Annotated in this window: 11 protein-coding genes; all 11 read right to left on the bottom strand. The window is 72.8% G+C overall.

Translation table 11 applies throughout. From position 1 onward, the window contains the following. Positions 1–228 precede the first annotated feature (228 nt). Positions 229–2,121 (bottom strand): hypothetical protein, encoded by a 1,893-nt coding sequence (locus tag WBA97_RS10225; protein ID WP_424230500.1) that lies wholly within the window; start codon positions 2,119–2,121, stop codon positions 229–231. Beyond that, positions 2,118–3,221, bottom strand: a complete 1,104-nt coding sequence (locus WBA97_RS10220; protein ID WP_424230499.1) for a VWA domain-containing protein — start codon at positions 3,219–3,221, stop codon at positions 2,118–2,120. The genes WBA97_RS10225 and WBA97_RS10220 overlap by 4 nt, the downstream gene beginning before the upstream one ends. Positions 3,222–3,232: 11 nt before the next feature. Continuing rightward, positions 3,233–5,497, bottom strand: a complete 2,265-nt coding sequence (locus tag WBA97_RS10215) for a DUF5682 family protein (protein ID WP_424230498.1) — start codon at positions 5,495–5,497, stop codon at positions 3,233–3,235. Further along, positions 5,497–6,585 carry an ATP-binding protein gene (locus WBA97_RS10210; protein ID WP_424230497.1) on the bottom strand — a complete coding sequence of 363 codons (1,089 nt, stop codon included), beginning with the start codon at positions 6,583–6,585 and terminating at the stop codon, positions 5,497–5,499. Before WBA97_RS10210 ends, WBA97_RS10215 begins: the two co-directional genes overlap by 1 nt. Further along, positions 6,582–10,163 (bottom strand): DUF4132 domain-containing protein, encoded by a 3,582-nt coding sequence (locus tag WBA97_RS10205; RefSeq protein ID WP_424230496.1) that lies wholly within the window; start codon positions 10,161–10,163, stop codon positions 6,582–6,584. The genes WBA97_RS10210 and WBA97_RS10205 overlap by 4 nt, the downstream gene beginning before the upstream one ends. Positions 10,164–10,285: 122 nt before the next feature. Further along, entirely contained in the window at positions 10,286–12,622 is a 2,337-nt protein-coding gene (locus WBA97_RS10200) for an SDR family NAD(P)-dependent oxidoreductase (protein ID WP_424230495.1), read from the bottom strand. Beyond that, positions 12,619–14,028 carry a cytochrome P450 gene (locus WBA97_RS10195; protein ID WP_424230494.1) on the bottom strand — a complete coding sequence of 470 codons (1,410 nt, stop codon included), beginning with the start codon at positions 14,026–14,028 and terminating at the stop codon, positions 12,619–12,621. Before WBA97_RS10195 ends, WBA97_RS10200 begins: the two co-directional genes overlap by 4 nt. 16 nt (positions 14,029–14,044) lie before the next feature. After that, positions 14,045–16,723 carry an SDR family NAD(P)-dependent oxidoreductase gene (locus WBA97_RS10190; RefSeq protein ID WP_424230493.1) on the bottom strand — a complete coding sequence of 893 codons (2,679 nt, stop codon included), beginning with the start codon at positions 16,721–16,723 and terminating at the stop codon, positions 14,045–14,047. Continuing rightward, a complete protein-coding gene (locus WBA97_RS10185) occupies positions 16,720–19,713 on the bottom strand; it encodes an SDR family oxidoreductase (protein ID WP_424230492.1) in 2,994 nt (997 codons plus the stop codon). The genes WBA97_RS10190 and WBA97_RS10185 overlap by 4 nt, the downstream gene beginning before the upstream one ends. Beyond that, on the bottom strand, positions 19,710–21,059 hold the full coding sequence (locus WBA97_RS10180) for an acyltransferase domain-containing protein (protein ID WP_424230491.1): 1,350 nt from the start codon (positions 21,057–21,059) through the stop codon (positions 19,710–19,712). The genes WBA97_RS10185 and WBA97_RS10180 overlap by 4 nt, the downstream gene beginning before the upstream one ends. A 185-nt stretch (positions 21,060–21,244) precedes the next feature. Next, on the bottom strand, positions 21,245–23,013 hold a 1,769-nt coding region (locus WBA97_RS10175), incomplete at its 5' end, for an Hsp70 family protein (RefSeq protein WP_424230490.1).

The following is a 23,013-nucleotide window of genomic DNA, read 5'->3' as shown; positions in this document are numbered from 1 at the left end:
CGACACCCGGATAGCTCGAGCGGGGCGAGTAGTGCCCCGCAAGGCGTGCCCCAGCGTGAGCAGTCCGGCTGGGCGGCTCTGGAGACCAGCCCCTCCGGCGAGGAGCCGCCGGAGGCAAACGCAACCGGTGGATCCAGGCTCAGCGTCCCGAACGCGCAATTCAAGGCGGAGCACATGACTTTGCCGACCCCCTGGCCGGTACGGGGGGCGCCGGGTGAGCCACTCTGATCAGTGCAGTTCGTCGGCCGTGAGCAGGCGGATCTCGGCGCGGAGCCACGTGACCGGGTCGGCCGGGTTCGTGGACCAGGCCTTGAGGGCCTCGGCGCAGTGGGTCAGTCCGGTGCGGGTCAGTTCGCCGGTGATCGGGGTGACCCTGGCGGTGATGGTGGGTGGCAGGCGGGTCAGGCCGCGGTGGGCCGCCTCGGCGAGGAGTGTCAGTGCGTCCTCGATCGCGGCGGCCAGCGGGTCGGGACTCGCGTGGCCGGTGGCTGGTGGGACCGCGCCGGCCGGGGTGGCGAGGTCGGGTACGACCACGCCGTCGGTGGTGCGCACGGCGTAGGGCTCGATGACCAGGCCGCCGCGTGCCCGGCGGATGGCGCCGCTCACCTCGACCGGCTCGCCTGCCAGCGCGTCCGCGAGGGTGTCGAGAGCGCTGGGTGCGGCCGCGCGGTGGGTCAGGCTGACCGTCGCCACTGTGCCGTCGGCGTCCGCGACGACGGCGTCGAGTCGTTGCGCGCCTGCGTGGTAGCGGACCTGGCGCACTTCCGTCACCGGCATGACGCGGACCAGTTCGGCCGCGACCCTCGGCCGCACCACCCTCGGTGGCAACCCGGTCAGCTGTGCCAGTGCCTCGGTGACCGACGGGCGCAGTGCATGCGGCAGCTCGGTCCACGACTCGCCGAGCGGGCTGATGGTCGTGCGGGCCAGCCTGCCTGCACCGAACCGCACCACCCGGCCCGCGCTGCGTACCGCCGCCTCGCTGACCACGTTGCCCGCGGCGAGCGACCCGAGTGTCGTGCCCGCGATCCTGCGGGACGCGATCGTGCCCGTTCGACCGGTCCAGCGGTGTCGCACGGCCAGCACCGTCTCGGTGCCGGGGTGGGCGAGGAACACCTCGGCGGTGTCCGCCTCCCCGGTGTCGTCCTCGCCTGGCTCGTGGCCGACGCGGCAGCCGAGTGCCACCAGGCGCACCTGCCGCAGCGGTGTCTCCGCCGGTTCGTCGGTGCCCAGCACCCGCGACGGCGCCCGCCCGGCCGCGTGGTGGCGGGCGTGCAGTTCCGCGATCAGCTCGGCGACCCGCACCGGGTCGTGCTGGGCGGACCGCGTGCCGTAGGCCGTGAGCTGTCCGACCAGTTCCGCGAGCGCCGAGGCGGGCCAGCGCAGGTTCGCGCGCTCGCACGCCGCGTGTTCGCGGCGCAGCGCCGCGGTCAGCACCTCGTCGGCGGAGGAGACGCCGATGCGCAGCAGTTCACCCGCGATGGCCGCCACCGCGGCGGTCTCGGCCGGGACCGTCTGCCGGTCCGCCTGTCCGGTGAGGTCGACGGTCACGTCGGGGTCGTCCGGCCGGTGCGCGTCGGCGTGGCGGAACGCCCACACGGCGATGACCACCAGTGCGTCCCTGGACTCCGCGCGGGCGTCGCAGTCGATGAAACCCAGCTCGCCGGGCACCAGGAAGCGCACCGTCGCCGTCGGGGTCTCCACGGTCATGGCCTGCCTGCGCACCCGCGTCGTGAGCCCGCCGCTCACCATGCGGCGGGCCGTGGCCAGCGTGCGGGCGCCGAAGCAGGCGATCAGTTCCTCGTCGGTCACCGAACCCGGCCAACCCGGCGGCACCGCGACCGTCGCGGGTGCCGACGTGTGGTCACGCTGGTAGGCGAGCACGGCGCCGATGCGGTGCCTGCAGATCCCGGGCGCACCGCACGTGCAGTTCGCGGTGTCCAGGCCGTGGCCGGGTGGCAGCGTCACCTTCGCGCCGTCGGCGAACCCCGCCTCGACCGTGCCGTCGTCGGCGACCGCGACCGGCGGGACGCCGTCGAGGTCCCGGGTCGCACGCTTGACCAGACCCCGGTTCGCGAGCCCGGCGAGCGCGTCGGTGGTCAGCGCGAGCAGGTCGGTCCTCACCGGCCGATCCTCTCCGCGACGAACTCGGCCAGATGGCCCGGCGTCATCGCGCCGACGTGCGCGCCGACGTCGGCGAGCTTCTGCCCGAGCACGTGGTCGTAGTCGGGGTTCGCGGTCTCGTCCAGAGCGGCGAGGCACAGCACGTGCGTGCCCTGCCCGACCAGCCCGGCCACGGTGCGCACCAGGGCGCCCTCGTCGCCGCCCTCGTAGAAGTCCGACACGATGGCGACGATCGCCCGCCTCGGCGCGTCCACCAGGTCCGCGCCGTAGCGGACGGCCCGCGCGATGTCGGTGCCGCCACCCAGCTGCACCCGCATCAGCAGTTCCACCGGGTCGGTCACGTCGGAGGTGAGGTCGACGACGTTCGTGTCGAACGCGACGAGGTGGGTGCGCAGCCCCGGCACGTGCCACAGGCAGGCGGCGGTCACCGCCGAGTGGATCACCGAGTCCACCATCGAGCCGGACTGGTCGACCAGCAACACCAGCTGCCACGGCTGGGTGTGGCGCCGCCCGCGCGAGGTGAACCGGGGTTTCTCGATCAGCAGGCGCTTCGTGTCGGGCTGGTAGTGCGCGAGGTTGGCGCGGACGGTGCCGCGAAAGTCGAAGTCGCGTGCCTGCCGGAAGTTGCTCGGGGTGCGCAGCCGGGTGCCGGTCAGCCCGCGCCGCACCTCGGTCGCCAGGCGTGCCATCAGCTCGCGGACCACCTCGGCGACGATCCGGCGCGCGAGTGCCAGCACGTCGGGGTTCATCAGGTGCTTGGTGCGCAGCACCGCGCGCAGCAGGGCGGGGTTCGGTTCGACCCGCGCCAGCACCTCAGGGTCGGTGACGATCTCGTGGATGTCGTAGCGCTCGACCGCGTCGCGTTCCAGCCGTTCGACGGTTTCCTTGGGGAACAGGCGGTGCACGTCGTCGAGCCAGTCGACCGGCGTGACACGCGAGTCCTCGCCGCCAGCGCCACGCACCCCTCGGTCGGCCAGTTCGGGGTCGCGGCCGTACAGCCAGGACAGTGCCGCGTCCATGTCCGACGCGTCGCCGTCGAGCCCGGTCATGCCCGCCGAGGGCGCACCGAGCACCAGCCGCCAGCGCTCCAGGTCCGTCATGGGAGCCTCGTTCACAGGTCCGCCAACCCAGCGCGTGTGAGCATCTCGTCGATCGCCTCCTCGATGGCCGCGCCGCCCGCCACCAGCACCGGATCGGTCCGCACCCGCAGCAACCCGCGCCCGGACCCCGCGCCGCCGCGGCGTGCCACGAGCGCGGTCGCGAACCGTTCCCGCTCGGCGGGCGGGAAGAACTCGAACGCCTGCCGCAGTGCGGGCAGCGCCACCAGGAAGTCGTGCGCGGACAACGCGCTCACCAGCGCGTCGAGCACCGACGTGAGGCCGTCGTCGTCCAGCACCTCCTCGCGTGCCACCGCGAACAGCCCGGCGAGCCAGTCCCCGAGCACCGACGGCGACCGCGGCACGGCGGCCGCCGCGGCCACCGGCTCACCGAGCGCCCAGCACAGGCCGAGCCCGGCACCACGCAGGTCCGGCGGCGCGTCCTGGTTCGCGAACAGCCGCCCGCCGACACCGACGGCGGGCTCCTTGTCGAGGTCCAGTGCGGCGCCGCCGTCGCGGATGGCGTCCCGGACCGCCGCGAGCGCACGCAGCCGCGCCGGTTCGGCGGGGGCGGCACCGCCGCGTACGCCTTCTGCCAGCCACAGCGCACGCGTGGTCGCGGTGGTGACGACCGTGCCGAGCAGCGGGCTGCCCGCGGTGCCGAGCAGCCGGTCGTGGCGCCACAGCCCGAGTGCGACCCGCAGCGCGGCGCCGAGCGGTCCCAGCTCCCGCGCCGACCGCACCCCGGCGGCGACCCGCGTGGTCAGGTCACCGGCGAGGTCGGCGAGCCCGCACAGCGCCGCGTCGTAGAGCAGGCCGGCGAGTGCACCGACCTCGTCCCGGGCCTCGGCCATGGCGGCGAGCGTGGCCGAGGCCGCGTCCGGCAGGGTGCCGCCGAGGGCGGCCGCCTCGATCAGCGCGGCCTCGCGGCGGTCGGAGTCGGTGAGCTGCCAGCGTTCCGACGCGGTCGCGTCCCGGCCGGCCGACGGCCCGGATTTCCGTGCCACACCGGGGATGCCGAGCACCCGCAGCCGGTGCAGGACGCGGCTGCGGCGCAGGTCGGTGCCGTCGGTGAGGTCGAGCCGGACGTCCCGGTCGCCGTCGAGCCCGAGCGCGGTCAGCTCCTGCGCGACCGCGCCGACCAGCGGCGGCGCCGGGGTGTCCTGGTGCAGGCGACCCGTGCGGTCACCGGTGAGCGCGGCGACCATCTCCACCACGACCGGGTGCGCGCCCGCCGCGAGCGGGCCGCGTGCCGTCCACGGCAGCGGCTGGTCCAGCGCGTCCGACACGAGCGCGCTCACCAGCCCGTCCAGCACGTCGGTGCGGGCCGGGTACGGGTGCCCGCGCATCGCGGCGAGCCCGTCGCCGAGCGCCTTCGCCGAGATCAGGTCCGCGGTGGACACGGGCTGACGGCGCTTCCGCAGCCGCGTCACCACGTCGGCGACCAGCCCGGTCGCCGCGTCCTTCTGCCCGGACTCCCAGAGCCGCTGGTAGTAGCCGGGGGATGGCATGCCGGAGGCGTAGCCGGTGAACGCGTCGAGCCTGCGGTTCGAGTACGGCACCAGGTAGCTGCCGACGTCGGTGTCCTCCGGCACGTCCGGCACCTCTGGCCAGTCCGGGCCCGCGCAGGCGGTCGCGAGCCGGGCGAGCAGCGCCGGGCGGTGGAAGCCGCCGACCACCGCGACGACCGGTCCTTCGTCCCGCGCGGCGGCCGCCGCGATCCACCGCGCCATGTACTCCTCGCGGGCGGTGTCCTCGCTCCCAGCGTCCGCCTCGCCACGCACCAGGTCGAAGTACGTGGTGAGCCGCTCCGCGAGCCCGCCGGTGACGTCCTCGTGCGGATGTGCCTCGACCAGGTGGTCCCACAGCACGTCGACGTTGTCCACCGAGAACGCGCGACAGAGCCGCTCCGACGCCTCGGCGTAGCGTCGTTCCGCGTCGGCGTAGACGTTCTCGGTATCGGTGGCGCGCCAGCCGGGCAGGTCGATGAACCGCACCTCGGCGCCCGCCGCGTGCCCGTCGGTGAGCGCGATCCACTCGGGGGAGTAGTCGCAGAACGGGGCCCACGACAGCCGGGTGCCCCCGGCGCCGCGCACGTAGCTGAAGATCGCCACCGGCGGGGTGTGCCCGAGCAGCAGTTCTCCGATCCGGCCGGAGAAGTCGGCCGGGCCCTCGACCAGCACGTGCGCGGGCCGGTGCGCGGCGATCGTCTCGCGTACCAGCCGCGCACACGCCGGGCTGTGGTGCCGGACGCCGACGACGTGTACCGGTGCGGCCATCAGCCGGGCAGCCGCAGCCGGGCACCGTGCAGCTCCGCCCACGCTGGTGAGCCCTTACGCAGGGCGGCGTCGTGTTCGAGGTAGCGGCGCAGCTTCGTGAGGTCGTCGGGGCTGTCCTTCGCGGCCGTCCCGGCGAGGCACTCGACGATGTCCTCGCCCGTCCCCGCTTCGCCACGCAGGTACCAGCCGCGCAACCCGACGGCGTGCGCGACCGACACCGCCTCCGCCGTGCTGAGCACAGTGGACAGTCGTTCGCCGTCTCCGCGCCCGGTGCCCCCGCGCAGCTCACGGAACGTGGTCACCAGGACCTCGAGCACGTCGCGGCGTTGCGCGACCGGCACCCCGGAGCGGCGCAGCAGCTCCGCCGACTCCGTCTCCACCAGCGTGAGCTCGGTGGCCAGGTCGGGGATCGGGAACACGGTCTCGAAGTTGAAGCGGCGCTTGAGGGCGGCGCTCATCTCGTTGACGCCGCGGTCGCGGGTGTTGGCGGTGGCGATGACGTTGAACCCGTCCTTGGCGAACACCATCGCGTCCGGCCCGGTCAGCTCCGGGATCGCCAGCACCCGGTCGGACAGCGGTGACAGCAGCGAGTCCTGCACCTCGAGCGGGCAGCGGGTGATCTCCTCGAACCGGATCACCTTGCCCTCGGACATGCCGCGCAGCAGCGGCGCGGGGACCAGCGACCGGGTCGACGGCCCTTCCGCGACGAGCATCGCGTAGTTCCACGAGTAGCGGATCTGGTCCTCCGTGGTGGCCGCGCCGCCCTGGATGGTCAGCGTCGACACCCCGCTGACCGCGGTCGCGATCAGCTCCGACAGCAGCGACTTCGCCGTGCCCGGCTCACCCACGAGCAGCAGGCCTCGGCTCGTGGCGAGGGTGACCAGCGCACGATCCACAAGGGACGGATCGCCGACGAACTTGTTGCGCACACCCAGCTTGGCGTCGCCGATCACGAACCGGCGGGCCGCGTCGAGGCTCAGCGCCCAGCCCGGCGGCCGGGGCGCGGTGTCCTTCTCGCGCAGCCGGGCCAGCTCGTCGGCGAACCGGATCTCCGCTGGCGGGCGCTGCAGGTCGTCCTTCGCGGTCACGTGGCGCTCACCAGTTCGGTCAGGTCGGCCAGCAGTTCGCTCGCCGACACCGCGTCGATCGTGCCGAACGAGGTGGCCTCCCGGCCCCACCAGCCGTCGTGGTCGGTCGACAGGAACACCCGCCGGATCTGCTGGTTCTCGCCGAGCATGGTGGGGTCGCCCGCGACGATGCCCTCCTCCAGCTCGATGACCCCGAACCAGCCACCCGCGAGGGGCTTGACCACGCCGGCCTCGACGCCGCCGTCCTGCGGCGTGGTCCGCTCCCAGCCGCGCTTGGTGAGCCCGAGGACCCGGCCGACGCTGACCGTGACCTTGTCGAACCTGGCCAGCGTGAGCGCGGCACGCTCGTCGTCGGTCAGCGCCAGGACCGGCCTGCCGAGCTGCGGGAACGGTTGCAGGATCTCGTAGTCGGCGAACACCGCCGCCCACGCGGCGAGCGCGTCGCCGAGGTGCAGCGGGTGCGCGACGCCGAAGGTCGTGCCATCCGGCGGGGTGTAGGTCTCGTCGTCGGCGTCGGCGAGCGTGCGGTCCTCCGCCAGCCGGAACGCGCCGACGGGCTTGTCGTCGGTGTCATAGACACTCCACACGAGCCTGCGCACGACGTGCCAGAGCAGCGGATGCCCGGAGAAGTAGAGGGCGAAGTCCTCGTGGCTCCACCGGCGCCCGGCCACCATGGCACGCTCCAGCCGCGTGATCTGGTCGCCCGCCAGGGTGCGGACATCCTTCTTCAACGCGGAGAACCGCTGGTAGGCGGCGGTGGCGAGGTCCTGGTCGTCCTTCGCGCCCGGCTTGGGCAGCGACTTGCGGCGGGTGCCGTCCTCGTCCGACACGGTGGGCCGCAACGCCTCGTCGAAGCCGACGACGAACTTCCTCGGGCCGTAGTCGAGGACCAGCGTGCCGTCACCGGCGAGCCCGAGGTCGGGCACCAGCCGGTCGGCGAGCTGTGCCGCTGTCAGGCCGAGCTTGGCCGCCACCAGCTCGATCTTCTCCCCGGCGCGCTGCTTGAGCCCGGCGAACTTGACCTTCTGCGCGATGCCGTTGAGGTGCATGAGCGCGACGTCGGTGCCGATCTCGGCGAGGACGTCCAGCCCGGTGACCGCGCGGGCGTGCCCGCCATCACCCGGCCAGGCGCGGATGATCGGGGAGAGCCGCCGCACGGTCTCGTCGTCGCCGACCGAGGCCAGCGCGGTGAGCGCCCAGCCGTCCTTGGCCGGCATGCCCGCCTTGCGCCACGCCTCGAACACCGCCCACCCGAACTCGGCGAGCGAGGCCGGGTCGCACGCCTCGACGACCTGTGCGACGCCACCGTAGGGCTCGTCGGCGGTGCCGAGCGCGAACATGGTCAGCACGTCGGCGGTCGAGGCCGTGGGGAGCGCGGCCTCCTTGTCACGAAGGCGGATCTGCGGCAGCCCTGCCGGGTCGGCCCAGGCGCCGGGAACCGGGAGTTTCTTCGGCAGCAGTTCGAGCGGGTCGGTGGCGAGGATCCTGGCCACCCCGTCCGCCGCCTCCTCCCCGGCGAGCCGCTTCGTCTCGGCGACCACGTCGTCGGTGCCCTCGTGCGCGGCGAGTGCGCGCAGCGTCGTCTCCGCCGCGTCGCGGGCCTTGCCCGCCTTGCCGAGCGCGGCGGGCAGCAGGTAGGGCAGTGTCGCGAGGCGGTGCCGCAGCAACCAGGACGTCACGGTCGGCCTGGCCAGGCGGCGCCGCGCCAAGGCCGTGGCCATGGTGGCCGCGACCTCGGTGTCCAGCACCGGCACGAGCGCCTTGATGGCGTCCTGCCCGTTGTTCGTGGTCACCGCGGAGACGATCATGGGGACGGCTTCGGCGTCGAACCGGGCCAGGATGGCGGTGCCCCACAGGTCGACGTCGTAGACCCGCTTGGGGTGCCAGGTCCTGAGCACTGGCAGGGCCAGCTCCTCCGGCGCGAACAGCAGCGCCGAGCGCATCACCCAGTCGTCCCGCAGGAACCGCTCCAGCTCGTCCGCCCAGTCCACCCCGGGCTTCGTATGGCGGCCGAACGCGATCCGCGTCCGCTGCTCGAGGCCCTGTTCCCGTTCCTCGTCCGCCCACACGACGCGGGTCGGCGCGGCCAGGTCCAGGTCCACGACCACCCGGGGCGCGGCAGTGCGCTTGCGGGTCCACGGTGGACTGGCCAGCACCGGCGGCAGGAGACCGGCCGGTGCGTCGGGCAGCCGGACGACACCCTCCTGGGTGGCGAGCGCGGCCTCCCGCGCCGCGTCGGTCAGGGTCGGCACGACGTCGGTGAGCAGGTCCTGGCGTGCCAGCAGGTGGGCCCGCAGCAGCTCGACGGCCACCTGGTCGCCATCGGCGGCGGCCTCGGCCAGCAGCCGGGTGGCGCGCACCGGGTAGCGCTGCACGGCCTCCTGCAGCGCGGCCCGGTACGGCGTCTTGCCCGCGTTGGCGACCAGCGACCGGAACGCGTCGTCGGTCGGCATCGCGACGATCGCCGCGAGCACGCGCTTGCGCACGTCGTTGTCGGCGGTCTCGGCCCACTGGGCGAGGAACGGCGCGAGGGGCGGGCCGACCGTGCGCACGAGCGTCGGCAGCGTCCTGGTCTGGTACTCGATCGCGTGGCCGGCCAACGGGATGTCGACGAGCTGGTCCACGCTGTTCACGGCGGACAGGTACAGCGCGGTCATCCCGCGGTCGAGGTCGTCGGCGGACAGCTCCGCCACCCACGCGGTCTCGGTCGGCGCGAGGAACGCCGCGACGAGCCGGGTGTTGGCGTCCGTGCGGTGCTCGCCGATCGTGGCGACGGCCCGTGCGTACTCGTCGTCATCCGCCGCCGCGAGCGCGGTGCGGATCTCGCCGAGCACGATCGGCCCCGGCCAGCGCCACGGCAGCTCCTCGCCGTCGGTCGTGTGGCGCAGGCTGATGGCGCCCGATCCGGTGGTGTTCCCGAAGATCAACGTCGCCGTCCGCATCGAGGCCTCGACCGCGAACAACAGGCCGTGGTCGGCCAGCCACTGTTGCCCGATCCGGACGATCTTGTCCCGGTCGTGGTAGTTGGTGTGCATGGCGACCGTGAACAGCACGGCCGCGGCGCCCAGCGGGTCCGGCGTGCCGTCGAGGTGCCCGCGTGCGGCGGCGGCGATCCGCTCGTCGGTGTCCTCCGCGTCGAGCACGAGGTTGATCCTGGTCCGGTACCAGCGCACCAGATCTTCGGCGTCCTCGCGGGCGTCCTCGGCGGGACGGTAGCGGGGTTTGCCCTGGTCACGCCGGGCGTACGCCATCCGGACGACACCCGGGGGCGGGTCGAAGGTGTCCTCGTCGGGCCCGGTCGCCGCGGGCGCGGACTCCTGCGCCGGTTGCCCCGGGGCCGCTGCCGGTGCCGGGGCGGCGGGTGCCGTGGCCGTGCCCGCGTCGGCGTAGCCCTTCTTGATCTTGTCGTCGGCCTGCTTGGCGAGGAACGCCGCCGCGGCCTCGGCGGAGCCGAACTCCTTGCGCTTGGACTGCCCGTCGGTGCCTATCCGCCCCCAGGACACGACCACGTCGTTGCCCCGCACCTCTCCTTCCCAGAACTTCGCCGAGCCACCACCGATGTACTCCAGACGCCGCACGTTCCACTCTCTCCTGCCGTACTTTCCGACCGCGGCCACACGCTAGCGGTGCGCACCGACAATTCGGAAACCCCGCGACGCAGCGCATCGGGGGTACGACAGGGATGACGTCCATGGCGGGATCACAGCTCGACGCGCAGGGTCGCCTCGCCTTCTGTGATGCCGAGCCATTCCCGGCCATCCGCCGACCCGCGCAACGTGTCCACCCGCTGTGCGCCGGGCCGCACCGAGATCCGGCCGATCCGCAGCGGTCCGGTCCCGGCCGCCGCGCGGACCACCGCCTCGATCGCGGCCGGGGCGATGCCGTGGTCCGGGGGAAACGCCGAGGTCCACAGGTCATTCGCGGTCACCGTGGGGAGCGCGACCTCGGCGGTGCCGTCGGTGCGGGCGAACCATGACGGGTTGCCGATGACGAGGCCGGACCAGCGCAGCCCGGGTGGCCGGGGCGTCGCCACCGCCTGACGGTCGCCCGTGGCGGCGGGGACCGTCGCGAAGGGATCCGGTGGTGTCGTGCGGTAGACCAGCGTCAGCGTGCAGGCGAGCTCGCCGTGTTCGGTGTGGACCGTCACGGTGACGGTCCAGCCCTCCGGCCGTTGCTCGCCGACGGCTTCCGTGGTGAACCGGGTCGCGGCGGTGAGGCGCAGCCGGGATGGCTGGATCTCGACGGCGCGCAGTTCGGTGAGGTGTTGCACGGGCCACCCGGGCGGCACGACCCAGTCGGCGACCGCGCACGCCTGTTCGAGCAGCACCGACACCGGCAGCGCGGGCTCACCGTCCACCTGGAACTCGTCGAGGCACGGGTGGGTGTGGCGACGGTGTGTGATGGTCGCGCGCAGCCTGCGGAACGGCTCGAACTCGTCGACCTCGCCGAGGAAGTGTGCGAGCGCGTGCAGCCGGGGTAGGTCGGGATGTCCGGTGAACAACCAGAAGCCACGCAGCTGGTTGGGCACCAGCGCCGCGCCGACCTGCCCGATGAACATCACCTCGTCCGAGCCGCCCGACCGGATCTCCTCGGACCAGCGGCGCACCGCGTCGTCCGGGGCGATGGTCGATACGTAGCGCACGGCGGCCGAGTAGTTGGCGATCACCCCGAGCCGTTCCCAGGTCGGCCAGCACATCGTCTGGACGGCGAGGCCGTGGTGGTCACGTGCCCAGAAACCGAGACGTGCCAGCGCCTCGTTGCCGGCCGCGTAGTCGATCTGGCCGATCATCCCGCCCATCCGGCCCGCGAGCGAGCCCACGTTGCAGAAGACCTTCAACGTGTCCGCGCGGTGGGGTGCGAGCACCTCGCGCATCAGGTTCGCGAACCCGGTGACCTTCACGTCGATCGTGCGCGCCACCTCGTCGGCCGACTTGAGGTCGAGCCGCTTCGGTTCGTCGATGCCCGCGTTGTGCACCACGACCGCCGGGGCGGGCACGCGTGCGAACAGGTCGGCGACCTGGCCGGCATCCGTGCAGTCACACGGTTCGTACTGGATTCGCAGCCCGTTTCGCGCCGCCGAGGCGAGGTTGGCGTGCACGTCGCGCTGCTCGGCCTGCCTGCGGTGCCGTTCCCGGGTCGCCCGCAGGTCGGCGGCACCTCTGGCGGCCGCGACCTCCTCGGCGCGGAGCCGGTCGTAGGTCTCGTCGTCGGCCGCGAGCCAGTCCGCACCGACGGGCAGGGCACGCCTGCCGGTCACCACCACCCGGCATCCGAACTCCGTGGCCAGTCCGTCCGCGAGCGCGAACCCCACGCCCCGCGCGCCCCCGGAGACGAGGACGACGTCGTCCTCGGTCAGGGTGAACTCCGGCGCGCCGACCTCCGCCCGGCGCGGGGAGAGCGCGTGCCGAACCCCGTCCCGGTAACCGATCTCGAACAGGTCCCATGTGGACAGTTCGTCGGTCACCGTCGCGGCGACCGAATCCGGGTCGGTCCGGTCCACGTCGACGACCTTCACCGCCAGGTTCGGCAGTTCGCGCGGCAGGCACTTCGCGAAACCCGCCCAGATACCGCCGAGTGGCTGCCCCGCACCGGCGTCCCGGTAGCCCATCAGTCCACCCATCGCGGTCACCGCGAGGTAGAAGCAGTGGTCGGCACGGACCTCGGCGCGCCAGTCGGCGTACCGGTGCTGGATCGTCGTCGTGGTGCGTGCCAGCGCCGCGCGCCAGTGCCCGGCGTCCGGTTCGTAGGCGCTGCCGGTCACGTTGAGATCGACGACACCGTCCCACGCCCCGGCAGGCGGCTCGTGCCCCGGTGTGGCCTCGTCGACGACCGCGCCCGCCGCCCGTGCCGCGGCGGCGACGGCGGCGACCAGTGCTGGCTCGTCGCCGAGCACCAGCAGCCTGCGGCCCGCGATCGACTGCCGCACCCCTGGCAGCGGTGTCGGCACCGGGTGCCACACCAGCCGGTGCACCGGGCGGACGAACGAGTCCTCGTCGAACGACGACAGGTGTGGCCGTACCGGGGCGGCGGCGGTCAAGACCGCTCCCGCAGAGTGGCCCGCACACCTTCCGCCGGGTACATGGTGATGAACGCGGCGGTCGGCACCGACGAGGTGGTGAGGGTGATCCGGAACCGTTGCGAGATCATCGCGACCGCCGTGACGAGCGTGGCCATCGCGAGGTTCTTACCGATGCACTGCCTGCGCCCACCGCCGAACGGGAAGTAGGCGCCGATGTGGCGGCCCTTCGCCTCCTCGCCCCGGAACCGGCGCGGGTCGAACGTGTGCGGGTCGCGCCAGTGCTCGGTGTTGCGGTGCGTCCCGTACGTGCTGAGGACGAGCGTGGTGTCCTTCGCGATGTCCCAGCCCGCCACCTGTTCGTCCGCCTCGAGGTCACGGGGGAACTGCCACACCGGCGGGTGCAGCCGCAGTGCCTCCTCGATCACCGACCGGGTGACGACCAGTTCGGCCCGCTGGTCGGTGGTCGGCGCGTGCCCGTTCAGCACGCGGTCGACCTCCTCCTCGACCTCCTCACGCACCCACGGGTGCCTGGCGATCTCGTAGAGGGTCCACGCGAGCGCCTGCCCGGTCGTGTCCGTCCCGGCGAGCAGCAGCGTGCGCAGGTCGTCCCTGATGTCCTGGTCGGTCAGTCCCGGCGCCGCGAGCAGCTTGCCCGCTGCGTCGGTGCCGAGGTTCCCGCTGTCGCGCCGCGAGCTCATGACCCCGTCGATGACGCCGTCGATGATCCGGTGCGCCATCTTCTTGTCCCGGTTGTACCGGGTCGGCAGGAACGAGGGCAGCAGCTCGTTTAGCCCGTAGATCGTGGTGGTGTACATGACCTTCGACGCGATCGCGGCCGCGTTGGCGTACTCGAGCTCCGGTGTCGACAGGTCCCTGCCGAGCAGCGCCTTGCCCATCGTCCTCGTGGACACGTTCATGGCGTCCTCGGCGATGTCGATCACGGCGCCGGTGCGGGCCACCTCGGCCCACCGGTCCAGCAGTGCCTGGGTCGCGGGCACCGCCTCCTCGGCGTTCTCGTTGACCCGGCGCACCGTGAACGCGGGGGCCACGATCGACCGGTGCGGGCGCCACTCCGCGTCGTTCAACGTGAGCATGCCCTTGCCCATGAAGCCGAGGAAGCCCTTGTACAGCTCGCCGCGCCGGTAGTTGTCCGGGTTGGTGCGGGTGACGTGCTCGACCACGTCCGGCTCGGTCACCAGCACGTAGGGCTTGGGCAGGTTGACCGACACCATCGGCCCGTACTCCTGCTGCAGCCTCAGCGTGAACGCGGCCGGGTCCTTGAAGTACGGCGCCGCGACACCGATCACCGGCAGGCCCTTTGGCCCGTGGGGGACCGGGCAGCCGCCCGCCGCGCGGTTGCCGGTGACCGGGCACGCGCCCGCCGCCGTGCCCGCCGCGCCTGGTGTGTCCTGTGCGAGTGTCATCGAAGTCTCCCTCTGGTCACCGTTGTCCGGCGTCGAAGCTCTTGCGGTCGACGAAGCGGCCGGTGTGCTGGTCCACGTAGCCGACGATCGCGCCGACGATGTCCTTCACCTGCAACAGGACCTCGCCGTCCGCCGCGACCGCGATGGCACGGTTGTCCGGCTCGGTGTCCTCGAGGTCGAGGTCCACCGGCGTGACGTACAGCTCCACCGGCAGCCCCGACGCGGCCAGTGTCGCGTCGGTGTGCGGCTGGTACAGGTCGATCCTGCGCACCGTGCGGGGGATCGCCACCGGGGTCCACCGGTCCTCGACGAGGTCGAGCACCGCGACCCGGACCAGGCCGTCGAGCAGCACCGACGGCACGATCAGGTCGGGGAACCAGCGCCGCACCGCGCCCGCGTCGAGCGCGAGCCTGCCCCGTCTGCCGAGCGGGTGCATCCGGGTGTTCGATGTGGACTTGAACACCTCGGTCAGCAGCACGTCCGAGGTCTCGACGTGGTAGGGATCGGTGAGCGGCCGGGAACCGTGTTCCGGCCAGTGTTCCCACCGGGGTGCCGGTGTGTGCGTGTCCCGCAGCCGCACGGTCACGGCGAAGTGCAGCCGGTCCTTCGCGAGCGTGGTGCCGTTCGGCGCCACGAGGTCGCCGAGCACCCGCACCTCCACGGTCGACTCGACGTCGTCGGAGGAGATCAGGCGGGCGTGTATCCGCTTGGTCTCCTTGCGGTCCTCGTGGTACACCCGCAGGAACGACTCGAGCCGCAGGTTCTCGAAGACCACCGGCACCCGGTTCGGCACCAGTGCCACCGCCGCCTGCGCCGCCAGCTCCGGCACGAACGTGCCGGGCAGCGTCGGGTAGCCGTGCACGCGGTGGCAGGCGAGGTAGCCGTCGCGTTCCAGGTCGAAGGTGCGCTCCGCGGTCAGTTCGCCGTCGCCGCGAGTCACGCGGTCCAGGAAGAAGAACGACCGCGCGGGCGTTGGCTCCGCCGCGCAGAACGCGGCGTATCCCGGCACCGCGGCGGCGATCGCGGCACGCTCGGCCTCGCCGTAGAACACCGTCGCGGTCGCGGGATCGGACAGCTCTGCGACGAAGTGGGCGACACCCTCCTCTGTGGACGTCGCGGTGTACTGGTTGGACTTGGCGAGGAACGCCCGCATCACCGGGCTCGCGCCGAGACCGATGTCACGCCACAGCGTCCAGCCGATCGTGTGCTCGCCGGTGCCGTTCGCGGCCGCCGAGTAGAGGAAGTCGTTGGCCGACGCGTAGTCGGTCTCCCCGAGCTGGCCGGTGAACCCGACGAACGAGCCGAAGTTGCACCAGCGCCGTGGTGGCCGGTCCGCCAGTGCGGCCTTGAGGTTGAGGTAGGTGTGCAGCTTGAGGTCGCGCACCGTCAGGAAGTTGGCCCGTGACTTGGTCGCCACGTCCGACGCCCGGTTCGTGCCCGCGATGTTGATCAGCAGGTCGATGTCGCCGTGCCGGTCGGTCACCTCGGTCATGGCCGAGCGCACGGCGTTCTCGTCGCGCAGGTCGCAGCGCAGGTAGGTGACCGCGCCCTCGCCGCAGTGGCGGGTCAGCCCGGCGAGGTTGCCCGCCACGGCCCGCGCCTCCTGCAGGCGGTCGAAGCGGGCGTTGGCCTCGCTGACCGGGATCCGGTCCGGCCCGGTGACGAGGCCCCGGATGTAGGCGGCCCGGTTCCTGGCGCCCTCCTCGACGCCGACCGCCAGTTCGGCCGAGGGGTAGTCGTCGAGCGCGGTGCTGCCGAGGACGACGATCCTGGGCCGGTACCGGCGGGCCAGCTCGGCGAGGATCGGCGCGCCGATGCCCCGTCCACCGCCCGCGGCGACCACGAGCGCACCGGCCGCCAACGGTGGTTCGGTGCTCGCCGCCGCTGGTCGTGCGGTGGCGCGGAGCGTGCGCCGGACCCCCGCCGTGTGCACCACGACGGGCAACAGCTTCCGCCCGCCGAGGTCGCCGGCCGCGCGGTCGAGAAACGTGCTCGGTGGGCCGCCGTCGTGCAGGCTCGACACGATGGGCACGGTTGGGAACTCCAGCGCAAGGCTCTTGACGAAACCGGTGAACAGGCCGGTGAACGGCAGGGGAGTGCCGTCCGCCCGCACCGCGTCGTTCGCGGCGACGAGGACCGACGCGTCCCCGGACAACCACCCGGCGCATGCCTTGAGCGCGAGGAACATCCACTCGTGCAGGGTCAGGACCGTCCGCATGGGAGCCGACCATGACGAGGTCGCCAGCGCCGGATCGGCACCGTCGACCAGTACCCGTACGTGCGTCGGCCTGGTCTCGGCGAGCAGTTCGGCGAACTCGTCCGCCGACACCTCCCGTGCCGGGCGCGCGCCGGACCGCACGGTCACCGTCTCTTCCCCGGCGACGACGACGATCGCGTCGGCGGGTACCGGCAGGGCGGCCACGAGCGCCGGGGAGTTCGTCAGCAGCACCGTGTTCGCGGGCAGCGCGGGCACCGTGTTCGCGCTCTCGCTGTCGAACGGCGCCCAGTCCAGCACGTGCCGGTCCAGCGAGCGCGGCTCCTCCTGGGTTTCCTGAGGGGTTTCCGGCCTGCGCAGCGCCAGGTGCCGTGCCGGGTCATCCGCACCGGTCGGCAGCGTCAGCGACAGGGCAGGGTCGTCCCCGGCCAGCCAGCCGATCAGCTCGCGGGACCCCTGTGCTCCGAGGAACGTGGTCATCGTGCCTCCGTCGACTCGTACTCGGCGAGCACGGGCAACCCGGCCGACTCGGCCAGTTCCCGGGTGGTGAGCGCGAACAGCAACGCGCCTTCGCGCACGCTGTCCCCGTCGGCTGCCATCTCCCGCCACGACGGCAGGGTGTTGCCGTTGACGCCCGCGACCAGCGCGACGTCGATGTCACCGAACTCCAGGTAGCGCCGTGCCGTCGCGAACGCCTCGGCGAGCGAGGCCGTGCCCGCGTCCACCGCGATGTTGAGGCCACGCAGGTCGAAGTAGTTGCACAGCCGCGCGGGGATCACGTTCGGCATCTCGCCGGGGAACGAGTCCTCGCTCGGCGCGTCGATCCGGTCGAAGGCGTACGAGCGGACCCGCTTGAGCAGCAACATGAGCTGCTCTCGGCCCTCGATGCCGTCGTCCTCGCCGGCGATGCGGTCCAGCTCGTCGAGGTAGGCACGCAGGCCGTACAGCGTGGCGTTGCGGGTGGGGCCGGTGTGCCCGACGACCACGCCGACGTTGTTCCGGTGCTCCTCGCACAACGTCCGCACGGCTTCCGGCAGGCGCTGCATGCACTCCACGACCATCAGCTGGGTCCGGTCGGTGGCCCGCACCGCCGCCGCGGGCAGCCGCAGTCGCTGGAACGGTGGCCGGGGATAGGTGGTGCCGAACGACTCCGCCGCCTCCACGTCCCCCCGGGCCCACGCCTCGACCCCGGTCAGGTCGTCCACTCCCGGCAGGTGACCGGACCAGCCGACGAGCACCAGCTCGCGGTCCTCATGCGTGGTCGGCGTCCGGTAGGTGTGGCCGGCGCGGTACTCCTGGACGAGCAGGTGCGCGTTGGTGCCACCGAACCCGAAACCCGACACCGCGGCCGCTCTCGGCCGGTCCTGGGTGGCGGGCCACGGCACCGGTTCGACGGGGATCGCCAGGTTCGTGCCGTCCATCCCGAACGCGTCCGGCGCCGAGGTGAACCGGTACTGGGCGGGGATGGCGTCGTGTTCCATGCCGAGCAGCGCGTGGATGAGCGACACCACGCCCGCCGCCCAGCCGGTGTGCCCGATCAGCGACTTGTTCGACGTGACCCGCACCGGCGCGGCGCCCTCGTACTCCGCGCGCAGCGCGAGGAACTCGGCCTCGTCACCCGCCGGGGTGCCGGTCGCGTGGGCGATCACCCAGTCGATGTCGTTCGCGCCGAGTCCTGAGCGGTCGAACGCCCGGTTGATCGCCATCCGCTGGCCCGTGCTCGACGGCGCGTAGATGGCCTTGCCCTTGCCGTCCGCGGACAGCCCCGTACCGGCCAGCACGCCGAGCACCCGGTCGCCGTCGGCCAGTGCGCGGGACAGCCGCTTGAGCGCCACGATGCCCGCACCGTCGGAGAACAGGACACCGTCCGCGGTCCGGTCCAGCGCGCGCACCGCGCCGCCGCGGGACAGGCCCTGGACCTTGGAGAACAGCACAGAACCGCCGGGGGCGAGCGCGAACGCGCCGCCGCACAGCGCGACGTCCGCCCGGCCGGACAACAGTTCCCGCACGCCGAGGTCGATCGCGTACAGCGACGACGAGCAGGCGGTGTCGACCATGAGCAGCCGGGAGTCGGCGGGCACGAGCCCGTCGAACGCGGCGAGGCCGACGCGGTGCGGCGTTGGCACCACGGCGCCGTCGGCGCCGGTGGGCAGGGCCAGCTCGTTCAGACGCGCGACGTCCCGCGCGAGGCGTTCATCGGCAGGGTTGGCGTCGTCCTCGGCGAGCAGCGTCGCGATCTCGCCGCGGATCAGCGTCTCGTACAGGTGCTGGCTGCCGTCCGGGGTGTAGCCGAGGCAGACGCTGTAGCGCGCGCCGTCCTCCGGGGCCGCCATCTGTTCCAGCGCCTGGTACGCGCAGTGCCGCAGCCAGACCGCGGTGAACTCGGGACTCTCACCCCAGGCGGGCAGTTCCGCCGCGAGCCTGTCGTGCGGGCGGAAGCCGGTCATGAAGCCGGACCGGGACTGGTAGCTCTTGTCCGGCGCACGCGGATCGGGGTCGTGGAACCCGGCGGCCCGCCAGCGGTCGGCCGGTGCGTCCACGAACAGTTCCGCGCCCTCGTTGAGCAGCGCCCAGAACTCCTCGGGGCTGGACGCGCCGGGCACCGCGATGCCGGTGCCGACCACGACCACCGGGTCGGCGTCCTCGGGTACGGACACCGGGGTTGGCGCCTCCGCCACCCGCTCCTCCTGGTCGGGCGCCATCGCGTCACGCAGCAGCGACAGCCCGCCGTCGGCGAGCACGGTCTGGCCGGTGACCCACCGGGAATGCGGCGACACCAGCATCATCACCGCGCCGGCCAGGTCGTCCGGTGTGCCGAGCCGCCCGAGCGGGGTGGCGGCCATGGTCTTCGCGGTCACCGAGTCCGCGCCGGGGAACATCCGGCCGACCTCGTTGTCGATCAGCGCGGCGGACGCCGTGTTGACCCGGATGCCGTCGGGTGCGAACTCGGCGGCCAGGTAGCGGGTCAGCGCCTCGAGAGCGGCCTTCGACACACCGACCGCGAGGTAGTTCGCCGGTGCGTGGCTCGCCCCGATCGACGACACGTTGACGATGCAGCCGCCGTCGGCACGGGCCAGCAGCGGCCTGGCCGCGCGGGCACACCACAGCGCGCCCTTGACGTTGGTGGTGAACGCCTGGTCGAGGTGTTCCTCCGTCATCTCGTCGAGACCGACGAACGTGCCCGCCGCCGCGTTGTTGACGAGGATGTCCAGCCGCCCGTGGGTCTGTTCGATCTGCTCGAACATCCGCGCCACCTGCGCGGGTTTGGCGACCGAACCGCGGATCACCTCGGCGCGGTGGCCTGCCGCGACCAATTCGGCCGCCAGGGCCTTGGCCGCGTCGTAGGAATGGAAGCAGTTGATCAGCACGGTCGCGCCCGCGTCGGCGAGCATGCGCACCACGCGCTCGCCTACGCTGCCCGCGCCACCGGTGACCAGGGCGACCTTGTCTTGCAACGGGCCGCCCGTCATCGGCGCGACCCGTTCACGGCGGGTAACGAGTCCGCGACGAAGTCGATCACCTTGCCGAACGTGCGGTAGTCGCCCATCCGCATGCCCTCCGGGCGGGGACCGAGCTCGAACACGTCACCGACCCGTGCCATCAGCTCGGTCTGCTTCACCGAGTCGATGCCAAGGTCGGCCTCGAGCTCGGCCTCGTGCTCGAACACCTCCTCGGGGTACTCCAGCGCGTCGGCGTACAGCTTGCGGACCCGCGCCTCGATGACGTCACGGGAGATCGCGGTTCTCGGCACTTCCTGGGTGGCCACAGGCGGCGTGGCCGGGGCGACCGCGGGAGCCGCCGCGACCACGGGCGCGGGCTGCGCCACCGGTGCGGGCACGGGGGCGGGAGCGGGCGTGGTGGCGGTGGTGGCGCCGCCGAGAAACCGCACGGTGTCGGTGAGGGCTTCCGGCGACCCGTGCAGCGGCGTGAGCACCGTGACCTCCGGGTGGCGTGCGCGCACCAGGTTGGTCAGTGCCCGGCCGCCGCCGACCTCCACCCAGACACGCGCCCCGGAGCCGTGGGCCCGCGAGACCGCCGCACCGAACTCGACGGGGGTGACGAGGTGCGCGGCGAGCAATTCGCCGAGGTCGTCCTGATCGCGGTAGTAGCGGCCGAGGATCGGCGAGAACACCGGGATGCGGAACCCGTGCGAACGGTGCCCGCGCACCCGCTCGGCGAAGGCCCGGCGGGCGGGTTCGAGCAAGGGGTTGTGGAACGGGTGCGGCGCACGCAGGTGCGTCGCGGTCATGCCGATCGCGTCGGCCACCCGTGCCACCCGGCGCAGCGCGTCGGCAGGCCCGGACACCGCGGTCTGCGTCGCCCCGTTCGCCACCGCGACCACGGCGTCCGACGAGGGCAGCAACGCGAGGATCTGCTCAGCGCGCTGGCGATCGCAGGACAGCGCGACCATGCGGCCGCCGCTGGTGTCGTGTTCCCGCAGTGCGGCGAACCGGTGGAAGAGGATGCGGGTCCCCTCCTCCAGTGTCAGCGCACCGGCCGCCACCAGCGCGGCGATCTCCCCGAGACTGTGCCCGACCAGGACGGACAACGTCGCACCCTTGGCACGCAGCACCTCGAACACGGCCACCGACGCCGCGAACGCCGCGACCTGCACCAGTTCCGGCTCCGCGTCGGCCAGACCGTCGTCGCCGAGCGCGGCATTGTCCACGAGCGACTTGATCAGCCCGCGCCCCAGCTGCTCGGCGGCGATGTCGTCGACGGCCTCGATCGCGTGACGTGCGTCTGGATCGGTCAAAAGACCGTCAAGACAGCCGATCCGGTAGCTTCCCTGCCCGGGAAAGAGTCCAACCGACATCTCCAGCTCCGCCATCGCCACGCCCTTCACGTATCGACCCAGTCACGTTCCGCCGAATACTTGATCAGTGGATTGCGTGGCTCAGTCCATGCCGTGTGTCTTGTGGGCTGGTGGATCGATGGTTGAGCGCTCGTATAACAGCGGTACAGGGGATACGTGCGCACGCAACGACATTCCCTTGGGCGTCAGTTCGACGGCTCCCACACCTGCCAGCGGGTCGGGTCGCCGCTCGCGTCCCAGGCCTGGAAGACGACCCGGCCGATCGTGGTGTGCTGGGACAGTCCGAAGACCACACACCCCTTGGCGGTGGCGCCCGCTGCCAGTTCTTCTGGGAGTTCCTGGCACTCACGTTGTTCGTAGCCGATGAACCCGTCGATCGGGATCAGCACACCGCGGTCGTCCAGCACGTGGAGCGCGTCGCTGACCTGCGACAGCCGTACCGTGGCGACCCCGCTGGCGCGCACGGTGAAGCGCACGACGTGAAGTCTGGTGCCGGGCGGGGGTTTCGGGTCGGCCAGGTACGCCGACGGGGTGTCGATCACGTCGGCGACGGCGACCTCGGCGAACGCGTCGCCGGTGGACACCTCGACGGCCGGGCCGCCGACCCGTCCATCGCCGGCGGGCAGTGCGGAGGGACCGGTCGCGGGCAGGTCGACCGGGAACAACACCGCGTGGGCGCCGAGCTTGTCCGAGCCCCGTTCGTCGTAGACCACCCCGCGCACGCTGGTGGCGACCGGGACGAGGAACACCGCGCACTCGGTCCGCTCGATCCCGGTCGGCGCGGCGGGCAGGTTCTGCTGGTCCGAACCGCACAGCTCCTCGGTGACCTTCCCCGCCCGGTTCACCGACTCGACGAGCTGGCCCCGGTCGTCCCGCAGGAACACGTTGTGGCCGTCGCCGTAAGGGAGTTCGCCCTCGACCAGCAGTGTCGCCACGACGCTCGCGACCACCCACCGGTAACCCGACGGCGCTGCCCGGTCCGCGACCGCGCCTTGGTCGAGCCGGACCGCCACCCGCGTCTCGGTCGCGCCCTCGTAGGTGCCGGTGGCCTGGAACACCCCGGTGCCGCCGGGCGGCACCACGATCGGGCTCGGTTCCCCCGCGCCCACCACCGGGGTGCCAGGAAGCACCGGCGGGAACGCGGCCACGGCGTCCTCTGCGGTGCTCGACGGCGCACTTTCCCTTGCCGCGACGGGATTCCCTCGGACGCCCGGGTTGCCGGTCAGCAACACGACCGCCGTCATCGCGGCGACGGCGGCCACGGCGACACAGGCCGCGAGCAGCCCGCGTGACCGCCGTGGCCGGTCGAGTCCACTGTGGACCAACGGCGCCATGGTGGACGGTGCCGGCCTGGTCGGCGCATCGGAATCGTGGTCGGCGACCAGTTCGACCGCGCCCCAGGCGACCCCGGACTCCGGTTCGGGGTCCGGGTGGACCGGCAGCGCCAGTGCCGACCGGAGCAGCGCCGTGACCATCGGGATCCGGCTCGTGCCACCGACCAGGTGCACGCCACGCAGGTCGGCGGGGGCCACCCCCGCCGACTCGACCACCCGGCCTGCCAGTTCGACCATCCTGGCCAGGTCCGCGTCGACCAGCACCTCGAAGTCGCCTCTGTCCAAGGTGACCGGGTCGGTGCCTGGCATGGACAGCTGGGCGGACTCGTGGCGGCTGAGCAGTTCCTTGGCCGCACGAGCATCCTGCCGCAACAACAGTTCCGCACGCGAGCCGCTTTCCTGCCCGCCGGGCCGGAGATGGTCGATGATGCGCTGGTCGAGGTCGTCACCGCCGAGGTCCGGCAGCCCGGCGCAGGCCAGGACCGCGTACCCGGTCCCGTCCCGCCGCACCACGGCGGCATCGCAGGTGCCGCCGCCGAGGTCGACCACGAGCACCGCCGCGCCTGCGGGCAGCCCGGCGCGGGCGGCGACCGCGACCGGCTCCGGCACCAGGCTCAGCC

The sequence above is a fragment of the Actinophytocola sp. genome (genome assembly GCF_049647105.1).
Classification (GTDB): Bacteria; Actinomycetota; Actinomycetes; order Mycobacteriales; family Pseudonocardiaceae; genus Actinophytocola.
This window is presented reverse-complemented; position numbering and strand designations above follow the sequence as displayed.

Bases quoted from the DNA above. Each gene is read 5' to 3' on its own strand.
- WBA97_RS10220 (WP_424230499.1), bottom strand. From the start codon at position 3,221: ATGACGGACCTGGAGCGCTGGCGGCTGGTGCTCGGTGCGCCCTCGGCG.
- WBA97_RS10215 (WP_424230498.1), bottom strand. From the start codon at position 5,497: ATGGCCGCACCGGTACACGTCGTCGGCGTCCGGCACCACAGCCCGGCG.
- WBA97_RS10195 (WP_424230494.1), bottom strand. From the start codon at position 14,028: ATGACACTCGCACAGGACACACCAGGCGCGGCGGGCACGGCGGCGGGC.
- WBA97_RS10190 (WP_424230493.1), bottom strand. From the start codon at position 16,723: ATGACCACGTTCCTCGGAGCACAGGGGTCCCGCGAGCTGATCGGCTGG.
- WBA97_RS10185 (WP_424230492.1), bottom strand. From the start codon at position 19,713: ATGACGGGCGGCCCGTTGCAAGACAAGGTCGCCCTGGTCACCGGTGGC.
- WBA97_RS10180 (WP_424230491.1), bottom strand. From the start codon at position 21,059: ATGTCGGTTGGACTCTTTCCCGGGCAGGGAAGCTACCGGATCGGCTGT.